This is a genomic window from Rhodococcus sp. NPDC057135, assembly GCF_042670865.1.
In the GTDB taxonomy this organism is placed as follows: domain Bacteria; phylum Actinomycetota; class Actinomycetes; order Mycobacteriales; family Mycobacteriaceae; genus Rhodococcus_F.
Genome location: NZ_JBHUUU010000014.1, coordinates 93174 through 109879, shown reverse-complemented (window position 1 = coordinate 109879; position 16706 = coordinate 93174). Strand labels below are relative to the sequence as shown.

The 16706-nt window shown below is 62.8% G+C and carries 18 protein-coding genes; 11 read left to right on the top strand and 7 right to left on the bottom strand.

Annotation, left to right across the window (positions count from 1 at the left end):
• Positions 1-55: 55 nt before the first annotated feature.
• The 3 genes from ACFT1A_RS24140 to ACFT1A_RS24130 are packed head-to-tail and all read left to right on the top strand — an operon-like array spanning position 56 to position 3426.
• On the top strand, positions 56-1630 hold the full coding sequence (locus tag ACFT1A_RS24140; protein WP_378449063.1) for a flavin-containing monooxygenase: 1575 nt from the start codon (positions 56-58) through the stop codon (positions 1628-1630).
• Entirely contained in the window at positions 1627-2457 is an 831-nt protein-coding gene (locus tag ACFT1A_RS24135; RefSeq protein ID WP_230817421.1) for an SDR family oxidoreductase, read from the top strand. The genes ACFT1A_RS24140 and ACFT1A_RS24135 overlap by 4 nt, the downstream gene beginning before the upstream one ends.
• Positions 2458-2484: 27 nt before the next feature.
• Positions 2485-3426, top strand: coding sequence for an alpha/beta hydrolase fold domain-containing protein (locus ACFT1A_RS24130; RefSeq protein WP_378449062.1), 942 nt, complete (start codon positions 2485-2487; stop codon positions 3424-3426).
• Here the strand turns inward: ACFT1A_RS24130 and ACFT1A_RS24125 are convergent.
• Positions 3420-4301 carry an ABC transporter substrate-binding protein gene (locus ACFT1A_RS24125; RefSeq protein ID WP_378449061.1) on the bottom strand — a complete coding sequence of 294 codons (882 nt, stop codon included), beginning with the start codon at positions 4299-4301 and terminating at the stop codon, positions 3420-3422. The two genes, ACFT1A_RS24130 and ACFT1A_RS24125, sit on opposite strands and share 7 nt — an antisense overlap.
• Positions 4302-4505: 204 nt before the next feature.
• Between ACFT1A_RS24125 and ACFT1A_RS24120 the strand changes: the two genes are divergently transcribed.
• From ACFT1A_RS24120 to ACFT1A_RS24105, 4 genes are read left to right on the top strand one after another with little or no spacing between them, the layout of a single operon-like run.
• On the top strand, positions 4506-5444 hold the full coding sequence (locus tag ACFT1A_RS24120) for an ABC transporter substrate-binding protein (protein ID WP_378449060.1): 939 nt from the start codon (positions 4506-4508) through the stop codon (positions 5442-5444).
• A 4-nt stretch (positions 5445-5448) separates the two neighbouring features.
• A complete protein-coding gene (locus ACFT1A_RS24115; RefSeq protein WP_230817417.1) occupies positions 5449-6594 on the top strand; it encodes an ABC transporter ATP-binding protein in 1146 nt (381 codons plus the stop codon).
• A gap of 4 nt (positions 6595-6598) precedes the next feature.
• The gene (locus ACFT1A_RS24110; RefSeq protein ID WP_378449059.1) at positions 6599-7282 is read left to right on the top strand and encodes an ABC transporter permease; all 684 of its coding nucleotides are present in this window, start codon (positions 6599-6601) and stop codon (positions 7280-7282) included.
• Positions 7279-7968 carry an ABC transporter permease gene (locus ACFT1A_RS24105; protein WP_095972891.1) on the top strand — a complete coding sequence of 230 codons (690 nt, stop codon included), beginning with the start codon at positions 7279-7281 and terminating at the stop codon, positions 7966-7968. Before ACFT1A_RS24110 ends, ACFT1A_RS24105 begins: the two co-directional genes overlap by 4 nt.
• Before the next feature lie 72 nt (positions 7969-8040).
• On the opposite strand, the gene ACFT1A_RS24100 is transcribed toward ACFT1A_RS24105, so the two are convergent.
• The 4 genes from ACFT1A_RS24100 to ACFT1A_RS24085 form a co-directional block, all read right to left on the bottom strand.
• Positions 8041-9234 (bottom strand): NADP-dependent malic enzyme, encoded by a 1194-nt coding sequence (locus ACFT1A_RS24100; RefSeq protein ID WP_378449058.1) that lies wholly within the window; start codon positions 9232-9234, stop codon positions 8041-8043.
• Positions 9235-9683: 449 nt separating this feature from the next.
• Positions 9684-10079, bottom strand: coding sequence for a hypothetical protein (locus ACFT1A_RS24095; RefSeq protein ID WP_378449057.1), 396 nt, complete (start codon positions 10077-10079; stop codon positions 9684-9686).
• 3 nt (positions 10080-10082) lie between these two features.
• Positions 10083-10694, bottom strand: a complete 612-nt coding sequence (locus tag ACFT1A_RS24090) for a MarC family protein (protein WP_283301436.1) — start codon at positions 10692-10694, stop codon at positions 10083-10085.
• Positions 10694-11548 (bottom strand): PHP domain-containing protein, encoded by an 855-nt coding sequence (locus tag ACFT1A_RS24085; RefSeq protein WP_230817411.1) that lies wholly within the window; start codon positions 11546-11548, stop codon positions 10694-10696. Before ACFT1A_RS24085 ends, ACFT1A_RS24090 begins: the two co-directional genes overlap by 1 nt.
• A 175-nt stretch (positions 11549-11723) precedes the next feature.
• Between ACFT1A_RS24085 and ACFT1A_RS24080 the strand changes: the two genes are divergently transcribed.
• Together ACFT1A_RS24080 and ACFT1A_RS24075 are read left to right on the top strand one after the other, a co-directional pair.
• Positions 11724-12794 (top strand): magnesium and cobalt transport protein CorA, encoded by a 1071-nt coding sequence (locus ACFT1A_RS24080; protein WP_003945070.1) that lies wholly within the window; start codon positions 11724-11726, stop codon positions 12792-12794.
• A gap of 134 nt (positions 12795-12928) precedes the next feature.
• Positions 12929-13375, top strand: coding sequence for an SRPBCC family protein (locus ACFT1A_RS24075; RefSeq protein WP_037131905.1), 447 nt, complete (start codon positions 12929-12931; stop codon positions 13373-13375).
• Positions 13376-13400: 25 nt separating this feature from the next.
• Here the strand turns inward: ACFT1A_RS24075 and ACFT1A_RS24070 are convergent, their stop codons facing one another.
• On the bottom strand, positions 13401-13985 hold the full coding sequence (locus ACFT1A_RS24070; RefSeq protein ID WP_219466400.1) for a suppressor of fused domain protein: 585 nt from the start codon (positions 13983-13985) through the stop codon (positions 13401-13403).
• A gap of 71 nt (positions 13986-14056) precedes the next feature.
• On the opposite strand from ACFT1A_RS24070, the gene ACFT1A_RS24065 reads away from it, so the two are divergent.
• Both ACFT1A_RS24065 and ACFT1A_RS24060 read left to right on the top strand, forming a co-directional pair.
• Positions 14057-14755 (top strand): metallophosphoesterase, encoded by a 699-nt coding sequence (locus tag ACFT1A_RS24065; protein WP_378449056.1) that lies wholly within the window; start codon positions 14057-14059, stop codon positions 14753-14755.
• Positions 14745-15608: a chromosome partitioning protein ParB gene (locus ACFT1A_RS24060; RefSeq protein ID WP_378449055.1), complete on the top strand. Its 864-nt coding sequence runs from the start codon at positions 14745-14747 to the stop codon at positions 15606-15608. The genes ACFT1A_RS24065 and ACFT1A_RS24060 overlap by 11 nt, the downstream gene beginning before the upstream one ends.
• On the opposite strand, the gene ACFT1A_RS24055 is transcribed toward ACFT1A_RS24060, so the two are convergent.
• Complete coding sequence (locus ACFT1A_RS24055; RefSeq protein ID WP_378449054.1) at positions 15601-16704, bottom strand: winged helix DNA-binding domain-containing protein; 1104 nt, start codon at positions 16702-16704, stop codon at positions 15601-15603. The two genes, ACFT1A_RS24060 and ACFT1A_RS24055, sit on opposite strands and share 8 nt — an antisense overlap.
• Positions 16705-16706: the final 2 nt, after the last annotated feature.

Sequence of the window (16706 nt, the reverse complement as noted above, 5' to 3'; positions counted from 1 at the left end):
AATATTCGTCAATAAGCTATTGACCGTGACTCAATAAAGGCATATCGTTCCCTACATGAGTCTTCCAGTTACAGATACCTCAGCACCTGCCGCGGATACTCGCCACGTCGGCACACTGATCATCGGCAGTGGTTTCGCCGGTCTCGGTGCGGCGATCAAACTGGCACAGGCCGGCATCACCGACTACGTCGTTCTCGAGCGCGGCAACGACGTCGGCGGAACCTGGCGTGACAACAGCTACCCGGGCGCCGCGTGTGACGTGCCGTCGCATTTGTACTCGTACTCTTTTGCACTCAACCCGGAGTGGACACGCTCCTTCTCCACTCAGCCCGAGATCTACAAGTACATCCAGTCGGTGGCCAACCGCCACAAGGTGCTCGACAAGCACATCTTCGGCTGCGACGTACTCTCCGCCCGTTGGGACGAGGCATCCGCTCGGTGGCACATCAGCACCAACAAGGGCGAATTTGTCGCAAAGATCGTCGTCTCGGCCGTCGGCGCACTGTGTGAGCCTTCACTTCCGGACATCAAGGGCATCGACGGCTTCAAGGGCGAGATCTTCCACTCCTCGCGTTGGAACCATGACGCCGATCTGACCGGCAAGCGCGTGGCCGTCATCGGAACCGGCGCCTCCGCCATCCAGATCGTGCCCGCCATCGGCAAAAAGGTCGCACATCTCGACGTGTACCAGCGCACCGCGCCGTGGATCCTGCCCCGTGCAGACCGCGAGTACACCAAGATCGAGCACCTCGCGTTCAAGTACCTTCCCGGCTTCCAGAAGCTGTGCCGTACCGGCATCTACTGGATGCGCGAGACGCAGGTCGTCGGCCTGGCCAAGGCGCCGGTGTTCATGAAGCCGCTGCAGTTCGCCGCCGAGCGTCACCTGAAAGCTCAGATCAAGGACAAGGACCTCCGTAAGAAGGTCATGCCCAACTTCCAGATCGGCTGCAAGCGCATGCTGATCTCGAACAACTACTTCCCCACCCTCGCCCAGGACAATGTCGATCTGGTGACCGAAGGCATCGAGGAGGTCACCGCCAACGGGATCGTCTCGAAGACCGGCACCACGCGTGAGATCGATGCAATCGTCGTGGCGACCGGTTTCCACGTCACCGACTCCCCCACCTTCGCGGGAATCTTCGGCAAGGACGGGCGTTCGCTCGCCGAGGTCTTCGAAAAGACCGGCATGCAGGGATACAAGGGCGCGGCAGTTGCCAACTTCCCCAACATGTTCTTCCTCGTCGGACCCAACACCGGCCTCGGACATTCGTCGATGGTCTTCATGATCGAGTCGCAGATCAACTACTTGGTCGACGCGATCGCCACCATCGACAAGTACGACATCGGCACCATCGAGGTGCGCAAGGACAAGCAGGACAAGTACAACAAGGACCTGCAGGCAGCTATGTCCAAGAGCGTGTGGAACAACGGCGGTTGCGCCAGCTGGTACATGGACAAGCACGGAAACAACACCACCCTGTGGCCGGGCTTCACCTTCCAGTTCCGCAATGCCACCAAGCATTTCGACCTCGCGGCATACCGCAGCGTCGCCACGTCGGATCTCGGCGCCGTCGGCACCGCGACCACTTCACAGATCGACCTCGACGACGAGAAGGCAGTAGCACAATGAGTGATTTTGCAGGCAAGGTCGTAGTCATCACCGGAGCGGGATCGGGCATCGGTCGCGCACTCGCCCTGAACCTGGCCGGCCAGGGCGCCAAGTTGGCGATCTCCGACGTGGACACCGTGGGTCTGGCCGAGACGAAGCGTCTGGTGGAGGCCATCGGCGCCGAGGTGAAGTCGGACCATCTCGACGTCACCCAGCGCGAAGCGGTTCTCGAGTACGCCGACGCGGTTGTCGCCCATTTCGGCAAGGTCAACCAGATCTACAACAACGCCGGAATCGCGTACCACGGCACCTTCGAGAAGTCCGAGTTCAAGGACTTCGAGCGCGTCATGGACGTCGACTTCTGGGGAGTTGTCAACGGCACCAAGGCATTCCTCCCCCACGTCATCGCCTCCGGCGACGGGCACATCGTGAACGTGTCGAGCCTCTTCGGTCTGCTGTCGATGCCGGGTCAGAGCGCATACAACTCGGCCAAGTTCGCCGTTCGCGGTTTCACCGAGTCGCTCCGACAGGAAATGCTGATCGCCAAGCACCCGGTGAAGGTGACCTGCGTGCACCCGGGCGGAATCAAGACCGCCATCGCGCGCAACGCCACCGCAGGCCCGGGCGAAGATCTTGCGGTCTTCTCCGAGTTCTTCGACCGCAAGCTCGCGCGCACCACTCCGGAAGATGCCGCCAAGACGATCGTCAACGGTGTTCGCAAGAGCAAGCCGCGCGTTCTCATCGGCATGGACGCAATCGCACTCGACGCCTGGGTTCGCCTCGTAGGATCGGGCTACCAGCGCATCGTCTCGATCGTCGCCGGTCGAATGATGCCCAAGTCCAGCTGAGATTTTTCAGAGTCAGGAGCCCTGCCGGTGAGCACGTTCACCCTTCCGCTGCCCGTGGTCGCATTCTTGTTGAAGCCGTACTTCCGTCTGGCTTTCAACTCGCGACTGCCGTACCGGATTCAACGTCTGTTGCTCGAGGCCGGGGCACCACTACAGCAGGTTCCAGCGGGCGCCGTCGTGCGCCCGCTGGAGCTCGGCTGCCGACCGGCGGAGAAGATCACCGTCGGCGCAACCGAGCGCCCCACCGCAGTTCTGTACCTGCACGGCGGTGCGTACACGCTTGGCTCGCTGGCCACCCACCGTTCTCTCGCAGCGCATCTCGCGCGTGAATCGTCCAGTGCCGTCTTCACCTTGGACTACCGTCTCGCACCGGAGAACCCGTATCCCGCTGCTCTCGACGACGCGGTCTCCGCCTTCATGCAGTTGGTGACCGAGTTCGACTATTCCGAAGACCGCGTTGCCATCGCGGGCGATTCGGCCGGTGGCGGTTTGGCCGCCGCGACCGCTCTGCGTCTGATCGAACGTCACGGTGTAACCCCGGGTGCGCTTGCACTGATCTCACCGTGGGTCGATCCCGGCGATCGGGGTGCCACCAAGAAGGCCGACCTGGTGGTCAACACGGCCTGGTCCTTCGATGCCGCCGACGCTTACCTTGCCGGCGGCGATCGCAAAGATCCGGGCTACGCACCGATGCACGGCAAGCTCGACGGGTTGCCGCCCACCAGGATTCACGTCGGTTCCGAAGAAGTTCTCTATCCGCAGATCATGACGTTCACCGACAAGCTCTCCGCTGCCGGCGTCGATGTGTCCCTGGTCGAGTACGCAAGACTGTGGCACGTGGCCCACGCACAGGCGTCACTGGTCAAGGAAGCAGCAGACGCCGTCGCCGACCTGGGCCGCTTCATCGCATCGAAACTGATTCGTGCCAAGGATGATTCGAGTTCAGCGGTGGGATCGAACAGTCACTGACGGGTGTCCCACCAGGTGCGGGCAACTTCCGAGGCTGACGCCTTGCCGGTCCGCACCTGATCGATCATCGCAGCGAGGTCGGTGGTGGACAGCTCACCGGCAACGACGCTGAGTGCCTTGATCGCCGAATCCCCGAGTGCGCCCGTTCGAAAGAGCGGAACGACATTCTGTGCGGCCAGAACGTGATTCGAATCAGCGAGCACCGTGACGGCATCGGACTGCGCCAGCGCTGACAGCGTCGTGGTTCCGAATACTTGCGCACCGGGTACGTCCGCCGGCGTTGCCTGATCGACGCCGGCGAAGACACACTCGGCACCCTCGGCCAACTGCTCCACCGCCCCGTCCTCGACGAATCTCGCAGAGACGAGGGGCGTCGCCGCGGCGCACGAAGGGGCAAAGGCTTCTATTGTCTTCGCTCCCAACGACTGTGCGTATGCGGTGTCGAGCGCAACGACCGCGCGGTCTTCGGCCATCGCGTAGTCGGAGACCGAAAGACCCTCAGGCAGAGAGCGACTCAAGGCTTCGAAGACGTCGTCCGCCTTGCGCGCCGGGGCGGACGGGTCGTAGTGATCGAGCAGCGCGCCGGTGAACTCGGGCACCAACGTGACCCGCGCCGCGTCCAGAGCCTCGAGGGATTGGTTCCGGCCCCCACCCAGCGATTCGACGCGAGCCGACAGGCCGGAGGAGGAGAGCACCGTCGAATACACCTCGGCCAACACCGAACTCTCCACCGATGCGTCAGCGGCCACCACGATCTGGTCACGAGACTCCGCTTCGGCACCCTCTACCACCGAATCACCGTTTGCGCATCCGCTGAGAATCGGCAGGACCATCAGTGCTGCAACAACAGTCGAATACTTCGTGCGCGTGCTCATCACCGAAATCCTCACATCCAATCCCATGGATCGAAAACCGTGCCATGTCGGTACCTATCGTTACACTTGTCGGGCGATGCGCGGTAACCAGTCCTGACGCAGCCACTCGGTGGCGGCGCCGTCGAAGCCACTCGGGTGGCTTCGCCACAAGGGATGGTTACCGACGCCCGAAACACGGGACGCCCGAAAACCGGAAGGACGCTCATGCGCACCTCACGATTTCGTTCCAACCGTTGGCTCGTAGCCGCGGCAACTGTCGTCTCTCTCACTGCGCTCACAGCGTGCGGTAGCAGCGACGGTGACTCCAACAGCGATCCCAACGCGGTCGTCGTCGGCTCCGCCAACTTCACCGAATCCGAGACGATCGCCAACATCTACGCCGAAGCACTGCGTGTCAACGGGTTCGATGTATCCACGTCGTTCAACGTCGGCAGCCGTGAGGCGTACATTCCGGCGCTCAAGGACGGGTCCATCAGCGTCATTCCGGATTACACGGGAAACCTCCTGCAGTACTTGGATCCCGACAGCACAGCCACCAGCTCCGCTGACGTCCTCGCGGCCCTTCCCGCAGCTCTCGGGTCGGAATTGGCGATTGCGACGCCCGCGTCCGCCGAGGACAAGGACGCCGTCGTCGTCACCAAGGAAACCGCGGACAAGTGGAACCTGAAGACGATCGCCGATCTGGCTCCGCATTCCGCCGAGGTCAAGTTCGGTGCTCCGGCCGAGTTCCAGGAACGCCCAGCCGGATTGCCCGGTTTGAAGTCCAACTACGGCCTCGACATCTCGGCTGCCAACTTCGTTCCGATCGCCGACGGCGGTGGACCGGCAACCGTGAAGGCTCTCTCGTCCGGTGACATCACCGCGGCAAACATCTTCACGACGTCGGCCTCCATCCCGGAAAACAACTTCGTGGTTCTCGAAGACCCGAAGAACAATTTCCCGGCTCAGAACGTGGTGCCGGTGCTGCGTGCGTCGAAGTCTTCCGACAAGTTGAAGACGGTCCTCGATGCGGTGTCCGCCAAGCTCACCACCGAAGAATTGTTGGCACTCAACGTCCAGGTGTCCGGCGACACCAAGACGGAGCCGGCAGCGGCGGCCAAGGCGTGGGTGACGGCGCAGGGCCTCGACAAGCCGGTCTCGTAGTCACGTGATCACCTTCGAGGGCGTCACCAAGCAGTATCCGGACGGCACCACCGCCGTCGACCGTCTCGATCTCACCATCGAGGCCGAGTCGTTCACGGTGTTCGTGGGGCCGTCCGGGTGCGGCAAGACGACGTCGATGCGCATGATCAACCGGATGATCACACCGACGTCGGGCAAGATCTTCGTCGACGGTCGTGACATCGCCCAGACCGACGCGGTGAAACTGCGCCTCGGCATCGGGTACGTCATTCAGAATGCCGGCTTGCTCCCCCACCGCACCGTGATCGACAACGTCGCAACGGTTCCGGTGCTGCGCGGTGAGTCCCGCCGCGCCGCCCGTAAAGCCGCGTTGGGTGTGCTCGAACGAGTCGGTCTGGACATCTCACTTGCCACTCGCTACCCCGGGCAACTCTCGGGTGGGCAGCAGCAACGTGTGGGAGTTGCCCGTGCTTTGGCAGCCGATCCGCCGATCCTGTTGATGGACGAGCCCTTCAGTGCCGTCGATCCCGTGGTGCGTGAGGATTTGCAGACCGAAATGCTGCGTCTGCAAAGCGAACTGAAGAAGACGATCGTCTTTGTCACCCACGACATCGACGAAGCAGTCAAACTCGGCGATCATATTGCCGTCTTCGGTCCCGGTGGGCGTCTTCAGCAGGTGGCGGCGCCTCGCGACGTGTTGGCCGCTCCGGCAACAGATTTTGTCGCCGGATTCGTCGGACGCGACCGCGGCTATCGGGGATTGTCGTTCCGCGCTGCCGACGAGGTTCCTCTTCACCCGGTCCGTACGGCCGTCGAGAACGAATTGAAGGCTCTGCGTCTCGAATTGGGCGAATGGGTTCTCGTGGTCACGGACAGCGGAAGCCCCCAGGGATGGATCGACGTGACCGGCGTCGAAGGTCTGCGCTCGGGACGCACCCTTGCTCAGTCGACGTCGGCCGGTGGTTCGCTGTTCTCCCCCGGCGGCGATCTCCGTCAAGCACTCGACGCGGCAATCTCGTCGCCTTCCGGTATCGGCGTTGCCGTCGACGGCGAGGGTTCGGTCATCGGCGGGATCCTCGGTTCCGAAGTCGTTGCGAAATTGGCAGATCAGCGTCGACGCGAGGACGAGGAACGCAACCGAGTCGCCTTCACCGAGGGATTCGGGGCGTAGCGGCATGCGCTGGCTCATCGACAATTTCTCGACGGTCGTGGACTACTCGAAGACCCATCTGTATCTGGCGCTGCTGCCCTTGCTGATCGGTCTCCTGATTGCCGTGCCGGTAGGAACAGCGATCCGCAACGTCCGGTGGCTGCGCCGAATCACGTTGACCCTGGCGAGCATCGCGTTCACGATTCCGTCGCTCGCGCTGTTCGTGACAATCCCCCAGTTGTTCGGTCTCAAGACCCTTGATCCGCTCAACGTGGTGATCGCACTCAGCGTGTACGCGACGGCACTGCTCATCCGGGCTGTGCCCGAAGCACTCGACTCGGTGCCGGACAACGTCATCGACGCCTCCACCGCCGTCGGGTTCACGCCACTACGACGCGCCCTGACTGTCGAGTTGCCATTGGCGCTGCCGGTGATGATCGCGAACATCAGAGTTATTGCCGTTACCAACATTTCGTTGGTTTCGGTCGGATCACTGATCGGAATCGGCGGTCTGGGAGTTCTGTTCAAACAGGGCTACGACCGTGACTACCCGGATCAGATCGTTGCCGGCATCATCGCGATCGTCGTACTGGCACTGGCGCTCGATCTGATCCTGTATCTGATCGGCCGATTCCTGACCCCGTGGACCAGGACGTCGCGCTCGTCGAAGGTTCCGGCCGTCCTGTCAGCCGAGGGGGAACCCGTATGAGCATCTTCACCGGAGCCTGGGACTTCATCGTCGATCCCGGAAACTGGAGCGGCGACACCGGAATCGGCACCCGCATTCTCCAGCACCTGTGGTACAGCGTTCTGGCCGTGGCACTTTCGGCCGTGATCGCGGTGCCGATCGGATTGCTCATCGGGCATCTGCGTCGCGGTGAGATCGTGGTCGTCAGTCTGGTCAACGCACTGCGGTCACTGCCCACACTCGGCCTGCTGACCTTCCTCGTTCTGCTCATGGGACTCGGAGTCATGCCGCCGATTCTCGCGCTCGTGATCCTCGGCATTCCTCCGCTCCTCGCCGGCACGTACGCCGGAATCGCCAGCGTCGACCGTGGCGTCGTCGAGGCCGCTCGAGCGATGGGCATGACCGAACTCCAGGTTCTCTTCCGCGTCGAGATTCCCAACGCGCTCCCGCTTATTCTCGGCGGACTGCGTAACGCGACGCTGCAGGTGATAGCCACAGCGACCGTCGCCGCCTACGTCAACCTCGGCGGCCTCGGCCGGTACATCTTCGACGGTCTCGCGCTCTACAAGTACGACCGCGTGGTCGTCGGCGCAATCCTGGTCGCGGTGGTCGCTCTTGTCGTCGACGGTTTACTGGCGCTGGTGGTCTGGGCTTCCGTTCCAGGTACCGGCAGGCTGCGTCGAACACCCGACCTCGCCCGTCTGTAGCTCGGATACCCACGAAAAAGCCCCGATCGGAACCTTGTGTGCGGGTTCCGATCGGGGCTTTCGTAGTCCCTCTTAGCTGGTCACGCCCTCAGCATGCGCTGCGGCCGCGACGGCTTCCGCTACTGCGGGTGCCACGCGAGGGTCGAGTGGGCTGGGGACGATTTTGTCCGCTGCCAACTCGTCACCGACCACCGACAGGATTGCCTCGGCGGCAGCGAGCTTCATACCTTCGGTGATGCGACGGGCGCCGGCGTCGAGCGCGCCCTTGAAGACACCGGGGAAGGCGAGAACGTTGTTGATCTGGTTCGGGAAATCGCTACGGCCCGTCGCCACGATCGCCGCGTACTTCGACGCGGTCTCGGGGTGAATCTCCGGGTCCGGGTTGGAGAGTGCGAACACGATCGACTCGGGAGCCATCGAAGCGATGAGCTCCTCGGGGATCTTGCCCGCCGAGACACCGAGGAAAACGTCGGCACCTTCGAGTGCCTCGATTGCGCCACCGTGCAGGTCGCGCGGATTGGTGCGGGCCGCGAGTTCTGCCTTCACCTCGTTGAGGTCGCTGCGCTCACCCGAGATGATGCCCTTCGAGTCCAGCACGATGACGTCGTCGATTCCCGCGGCAAGCAGGATGTTCGCGCAGGCAACACCTGCAGCACCGGCGCCGGAGATGACGACCTTGAGTGCGGTGATGTCGCGGCTCTGGACCTTCACTGCGCCCTTGAGTGCCGCGAGGACCACGATGGCGGTTCCGTGCTGATCGTCGTGCATGACAGGGCAGTCGAGAGCTTCGATGACGCGCTTCTCGATCTCGAAGCAACGTGGCGCCGAGATGTCCTCGAGGTTGACCGCGCCGAAGCTCGGACGCAGACGGATGAGCGTCTCGACGATCTCGTCGGGATCCTTGGTGTCGAGAACCAGCGGAATGGAGTTCAGTCCGGCGAAGTTCTTGAACAGTGCCGACTTGCCCTCCATGACGGGCAGCGACGCGCGGGGGCCGATGTCGCCGAGTCCGAGAACCGCGGTGCCGTCACTGACCACGACGACAAGTCGGTTGGTCCAGGTGTATCGATCGGCGAGCGTTTCATCTGCAGCGATGGCGCGGCTCACCTGAGCAACACCCGGCGTGTAGGCGATCGAGAGGGCGCGCTGCGTATCGAGCGGCGCGGTGGTCTCGACCGAGAGCTTGCCACCGACGTGAGCGGCAAAGATTTCTTCGTCGGTCAGCTCGACCTTGGGTACGTTGATGGCTTCAGTCACGAGGGACACGATGACACTCCTGATTAGTCCAGCCTCATTCGGGGCTGGGTTACTGGGAAGTAATCCTTCGGACCGGTGCAAAAATCACGTTCACAACGGTCAGAGATCATTTCTTCCGCGAACGACTACTGAGAAGAAGAGCATTCGGCGTGCGCGAAAAAGTGGGCCGCAATACATCCGAAGCGTCATGGTGTGGGGCGGGTGAGCCCTGGCGTATCCATGCAATCTAGGTTCCGGGAGAGATTCTGACGAAACCTGCACTTCGGGGCCGGGCTGTGGCGCCGCCTCGAAGTAACTCCAGTTTGCCACCAGAGTCGGATCACAATCAAATCCTCCAAGCGGTCGGATTCCTCACCACACTCGAAACCGAGCCGTCATCCCCACCCAGTCATCCCCACCCAGTCATCCCCGCCGTGCCATCCCCACGGTGTCATCCCCACCCAGTCATCCCCGCCGTGTCATCCCCACCACTGCGTCACCAACAACAGCCCCGCCACCACGAGCACGACCACCGATCCGGCAACCGCCGCGATACCCCGCCTACGGTCACACCAGATCTGCGCGGCAAGAGCAACCACCGAGGCCACAATGTGCGCGGTGATCGATGTCGTTCCCGGCCCCGGGAATCCGCGGTTTCCGCCCAGATATGCCGAGCCGATGATCACGAGCGTCAAGACCACGATCCCGGCCGCCACGGTGCCACTCAGGGCACGTAGAGCGCGGACCAGCAGCCATTGACGATTGTCGGCGGGATAATGGCCGTAGTCGTCTTCGTACTGATAGTCCTGATAATCCTGGTACTGATATTCGTCCTCGTACCTGTCGTTCCGGTCGTACCGGTCGTCGTATGTCATCTCTTACGCTCCCGCGACGAATCCGCGGACTGATTCCGCAATGAGTTGAACCGCGATAGCGGCGAGCAGAAGACCCGCGATGCGTGCCAGCAGGCTGATGCCGCCCTCGCCCAGTATCCGGATCAGTGCCGTCGAGAACCGCAGGACCACGAACAGCACGAGGTGAATGGACAAAATCGCCAGCGCGATCGCCAGGTACGACCCCGCTTCACCGTCGGCTTGGGCGACAAAGACGATGACGGCCGCAATCGCACCGGGACCGGCCATCATCGGCGTCCCCAGGGGAACGAGCGCGACGTTGACGTCGTCGGCTCCCTGCGGACGGTTGGACGCTTTGCCAGTCAGCAGTTCGAGTGCGATGAGAAGCAGCAGCAGACCGCCTGCGCCCTGCAACGCCGGTATGCCGATGTGGAGGTAGTTGAGAATCGCCTGACCGCCGATGGCAAAGACCGAGATGACGGCAAGCGAGACGGCCGGGGCCTGCCATGCCGCCCGATTGCGATCTTCACGGCTCTTGCGGCCGACCAGTGACAAGAACACCGGTATAACGCCGGGTGGATCCATGATCACGAACAGCGTGATGAACACGGTGAGGTAGAGCGTGGTGTCGAGCATCAGCGCCCCAGTACCTCCACGCCGGTGGCCGCAGAGACGAGTTTGTCGAACTCGGCCTCGTCCGTGAGCTCGTCGCCGAGTCCGATCGTCTTGTTCTCGCCGTGATAGTCCGAGGATCCGGTGACTGCCAGTCCGAGGTCGCCGGCCAGGCGCCTCAAGACGTCGCGATCGTCGCTGCGATGGTCCGGGTGATCGACTTCGAGACCCCCGAGACCCAGCGCCGCCAGATCACGGATGTGGTCGAGTGCAAGCAGTCCGCCGCGCGACCGCGCCCGTCCGTGCGCGAGGACGGTCACTCCCCCGGCCGCTGCCACCAGTTCGACGGCGTACTCGAGCGGAGTGTCGTACTTGGGCACGTCGTACCGCCCGCGACTGGACAACAGGTCGGAGAAGGCTTCGCTGATGCTCGACACCACGCCGGCTCGCATCAGGGCCGCTGCGACGTGCGGGCGTCCGACAGACGGACCGGCGTCGGCGAGGATCTGATCGGGATCGACAGGCAGACCGTCACGCGCCATCATCGTCGTCATCACCCGGATGCGTTCGACGCGTTCGGCGCGCAGTCGCTCACGTTCTTTGGCGAATTCGGGGTGCGTCGGATCGAACAGGTACGCCAGAAGATGAACAGCCACGGGCCAACCACGCTCACCTCGACCTTCGCACGACATCTCCATCCCACGAACCAGGGCGACGCCGGCCGGTAAGGCGTGCGCGGCCTCGGCCCAGCCTGAAGTCGTGTCGTGATCGGTGATGGCGACGACGTCGAGTCCGGCGTCGGCTGCGGCACGCATGAGGGCAGCCGGGGTATCGGTGCCGTCCGATGCGTTGGAGTGGGTGTGAAGGTCTATTCGCACTGTTCCAGTGTGTCAGCAATCGGCAACTTCATCGCGCTCCGGTGGGCGAGCCGGAAGCTGACGTACGATTACGCCGCAGCGGCAGCGCAATTCGATCACGTGTCGCTGCAGTGCCGTTCCACTGCACCACTGGTTCCACTGCATTACAGACCGAGAAGGAGCGAGCGTGCCAACCATGCCGTCACTGCCGAATTGGTCGAACGGCAAATCGACGCAAGCTGATGCGCCCAAGATCCCCGTTCCTGCTGCACGCGCGATCGTCGACTGCGCGGTCTACGTGGACGGCGTGCGGTTGCCGGGCAAGTACACGCACCGCGCCGCGTTGGCCGAGGTTCGTAGTCGCGACAACGCGTTCGTCTGGGTGGGAATGCATGCACCCGACGAAGGTCAGATGCAAGATGTCGCAGCAACTTTCGGACTGCACGAGCTGATGGTCGAGGACGCCGTTCATGCACACGAGCGTCCGAAACTCGAACGCTACGACGACGTCATGTTCCTGGTGCTGCGCACGGTCGTCTACGTTCCGCACGAGTCCGTGGCGACGGCGAGCGAGATCGTCGAAACCGGTGAGATCATGGTGTTTGTCGGTCCCGACTTCGTGGTGACCGTCCGCCACGGGGATCACTCCGAACTGGCGAGCGTGCGCAAGTCACTCGAGCAGAACCCCGAGCGCCTCACCATGGGCCCGTTCGCGGTGTTGCACGCGATCACCGACCACGTCGTCGACAGCTATCTCTCCGTCATTCAGCTGGTCGAACAGGACGTCGACAGCATGGAAGAGTTGGTATTCAACCCGCGAAACACCGTTGCCGTCGAGCACATCTACCTGCTCAAACGTGAAATCGTGGAACTACGACGCTCGGTCACTCCACTCGGATTGCCACTGCTCCAACTCACCCAGCCCGCGGGCGGTCTCGTCCCGAAGGAGATCCGCCGGTACTTTCGTGACGTCCGCGATCACCACACGATCGTGTCCGAACGGATCTCGGAATACGACGAGGTGTTGAGTTCTCTGGTCGATGCCGCCCTCGCGAAGATCGCGGTGCAGCAGAACACCGACATGCGCAAGATCTCCGCGTGGGTCGCCATCGCCGCCGTGCCGACCGGCGTTGCCGGAATTTACGGAATGAACTTCGAGAACATGCCGGAACTCGGCTACAAATACGGCTATCAGTCCATCCTGTTTCTCATCGCTTCGGTGTGCGTCGGCTTGTTCTTTCTCTTCCGTCGCAACAACTGGTTGTGAACAACTCCTTCTGACTCCCTGTACTTGCCACCGTCGCAGGCGGACAATGGATATGGGTACGCATTTTCATTCCGTTCCCGAAATCCATTTTGCGACAAGCAAATTCAGCCCCAAGGAGAAGTGGAGGAACAACCATGCCTACAGTCGAGCAATCCGTAGAGATCGCGTTGCCACCCAAAGACGTCTGGGAGTACATGTCCGTCGCCGAGAATTGGCCCAATTGGGAAAACTCGATGGTCGAATGCAAACAGATCACCGACGGCCCGATGGGCGTGGGAAGCCGCTGGCACGGCGTCTCGCGAATTCTGGGCAAGCGTCTCGAGTGGACATCCGAATTCACCGAGTACGACCCACCGAGATCGTCGAAATCGACGTCCGTCGAAAGTCCGGTCAGCTTCTCGCAAACCACAACCTGCGAGGAAGTCGGTGACGGCACTCGGGTCACCTACCGACTCGACAGCGAAAGCGGACTCGGCGGCGTATTCGGCAAGATGGCCGACCCGATCGTCACGAAAGCATTTTCACGGACGGTTCGGGTAAGTCTCGAGAACTTGGCAGACATCCTCGTGCACGCCGAATGATCTGACGGACACAGCGCCAGCGCAGCTAGAGCGAGGCGGCGGAACGGTGCGGATCGCGGATGTCGATCCCCGCCTCGGTCCACGCTTCCCGCAGTGCCTCTGCGCCGCGCAGACGCACCCAGGCGGCTTCGGTACCGGTGAGGGGGACCACGCCGAGGAAGCGCACCGGATCGAACGGCTCCGGCAGCGTCAGGTCTTCGATCCCGCTGTCACCGAGAAGCACCGCCGTGAACGCGGTGTCCTTCCAGAGCGGCTCGCCCAGGTCCAGCAGCGCGTCCTCGAGCAGCACGACGCCTTCGACGGAGGGTGCGGCAGCCAGCACAGCGAGAGTCCTGGCCACACCCGACGCGATACCCGTTCCTCCGCGCAGCGTGAGCACCAACTCGGCGCGGGGTCCGCGCGTGGGGTCTGCGACCAGTTCGTTGGGGTCGCCCATCGGATGACGCGAGCAACCGAGGGTGATGTAGCGAACCAGGCCGTCGGGTGATTCGAAACGCAGCACGTCCAGCGGTTCGACACCCAGGAACGTCACCGAGGCAGCCGCGGGCTCCGGCCCCTCGATGCTGCTGACGAGATGGGCCCGGACGGAAGATACGACGCTGTCTGACACTCGTCCATCTAAACACCGCGCCCTCGAGGTTCGCAGCGCAGATACCTCGCGCTGGCGGTAGCGTCGTCGAAATGGTCTCCGTTCTTGCTGTCAGCGACGAGACCGTCGAATACCTGTGGAGCAGTCAGGTTCGTTCGCTCGGAGTCGACGTGATCCTCGGTGCGGGCGATCTGCCGTTCGCCTATCTGGAGTACCTGTCGGACCAACTGAACGCACCTTGCGTGTTCGTTCCCGGAAACCACGACGTCGATCTGTCCGGATACTCGAACAAGAGATCGGGTTGGATGCGGGCGGGCATGCCCGCGCACTGGCCAGGGCCCACCGGCGCGGTCAACGCCGACGGACGCATCGTGACCGTCGCCGGTCTGCGGATCGCGGGCCTCGGCGGTTCCATCCGATACAACACCGGCCCCAATCAGTGGTCCGAGCGCCAGCAGAGTCGACGCGCTCGCTCGCTCACCTGGCGAAACGCTTGGCAATCGAGACTTCCCGGCAGTCGGACGGGCGTGGATGTGCTGCTCACCCACAGCCCCGCCCGTGGCGTCGGCGACGCCGAGGATCGACCACATCGAGGGTTCGAATGCCTCACGCCTTTGATTCACAACCTCGATCCGACGGTCATGATCCACGGACACATCCATCCGCACGGGCGAACACCTCTCGATCTGGAGGTGGGCCGGACTATCGTGCTCAATACCGTCGGCTTCACGCTGATGGAGATTTCCCCAGGTATTCCGCCGACGATCGTGAGGCGCCGACATGGCTCGTGACACCGGTTTTCCCACAGCCGACGCGGAAAACGACTTTGCTCGTCAGCGTCGACGCGCCGACGTGGCACGTCTGGTCAGTTGGCTACGACGCGAACCGGACGACGTCAACGCGATCCTGCCGTTCGACGAGGTTGTCGCCGCTCTCGGCAAGGTCGGCGAGAAGCCTCTGGGTCTGCAGGTCGTCACCATCGAATCGATCGTCGGAAGTGTCGACCGCACAGGTGATTTCGACAGGTACTTCCGGCCGACGTCAACTCACTCTCGTGCGCGTTGGGAACGGCTTGCCGTGGCGCAACGACGCGGCGAATCGGTTCCACCTGTCCAGTTGTATCGCGTCGGCTCCATGCACTTCGTGATCGACGGACACCACCGAGTGTCCATTGCGTGTGCGATGCACCAGAAAACCATCGACGCGTACGTCACCGAGATCATCACGCGTATCTCACCGGAAGGCATCACTCAGCGCGCCGATCTGCTCATCAAGGACCATCGCCGCCTCTTCCTCACCCGCGTTCCGCTGCAGGGCTCTCAACGCGAAGCCGTACAAGTCACGGACCCGTGGGAGTACGCCGAACTCAGTGAGTGCGTGGAGGCCTGGGGTTTTCGCCTCATGCAGGAGAAGGGTGAGTTTCTCGGCCGGGACACCGTCGCCCGCCGCTGGTTCGGTGAGGAGTTTCTCCCCGTCGTGCGAATGCTGCGGGGCGCCGACATGTTGCCCGAACACACCGATGCCGAGGCATATCTGTGGATTGCACGGGAGCGGTACCGGTTGGTGCGGCGCCACATGTGGAACGACGAGATCGTGGCCGAACTGCGCGATCGAGCACCCCGAAAGCACAAGCCCGCTACGTAGATACAGTGAAGTGCACCTCGCGGTTCGGGATCTTCGGGTGCATGAACCTCAGCAACGAACGTGCTTCTTTCTCGATAGACGCGAGGGCGGTCTTCGGCTGCTGCGCAAACAGAGTCGCACCCAACTCGACCATCTCCTTTGCCGGCGTCACCGTCGCAAATCCCACCACCCTCCCGCGCACCAGGATGGCGGGCTTGATGATGCCGTTCACGGTGAAGACGCGAGTTCGGTACTGCTCGTCCATGATTCGCGAGCGGTCGGCGTGCGAGAGCAAGATGTTGTCGAACGGTGCGAGTATGCGAACCGGGGGTGTTCCGGAGGTCGGTCGTGGCGCGTCCGGCAGGTCGAACACCTCGGCCCCATTCTCGTTGACAAAGGTGACCAAGCCGGGTCGTAGCCGCTCGAATACTTCGGCGAGTCTGGTCAGACCCGACCACGCCTGGGCGTCCTTCACGCTCGCGGGGCCGAACGCGGCCAGGTAACGCAGCACCAGTGTGTCGGGCACCGGAATCGAATCCACTTCTGCGCCCAGCCAATTCTCCAACGTCGTCAGCGCCGGTGCGCCGGATTGTCCCCACAACCCTCGCGGTGGAACCTGCACCATCGGCAACAGTCCGCGAACTCCGTGCGCCAACCCTTCTGGTGCGTGGCCGGGAAAACGCTCCGCCAGTAGAGGCCTCATCTGCATTTGGGTAAGCGGCCCGTCCGCTACCAGGTCGCGTCCCGCCTGCGCCAGAGCGTCGAGATCCAACCCGGTGAGCGCCGCACGCTGTGTGCTGTTGGTGTGAAGATCGCGTTCCATGATCGTCTGGACCGTCGCGCGGAAGGGGCCCGCATCCGCGGCAGAGAGAGCAAAAACCGTGCCCCGCATGGCAACCAGCCGCACCACCTGGCGCTTCTCCACAAGGGTGGAGAGGTCTTCTGCCGCAAAGTTCTTCAGCCGCGCCCACAGTGCCAGATAGGGAGGCGTCGGCGCCTGTGCTTGCAAACCCGCCAGGTGCTCGATCGCATCCAAGGCGCTGACCTCGGCGCGTCTCAGGAGGAACTGCCTCGCCAGTGTCGCCAGGTTGAGCTCGCGATCGGTGATCAGTGTCATCG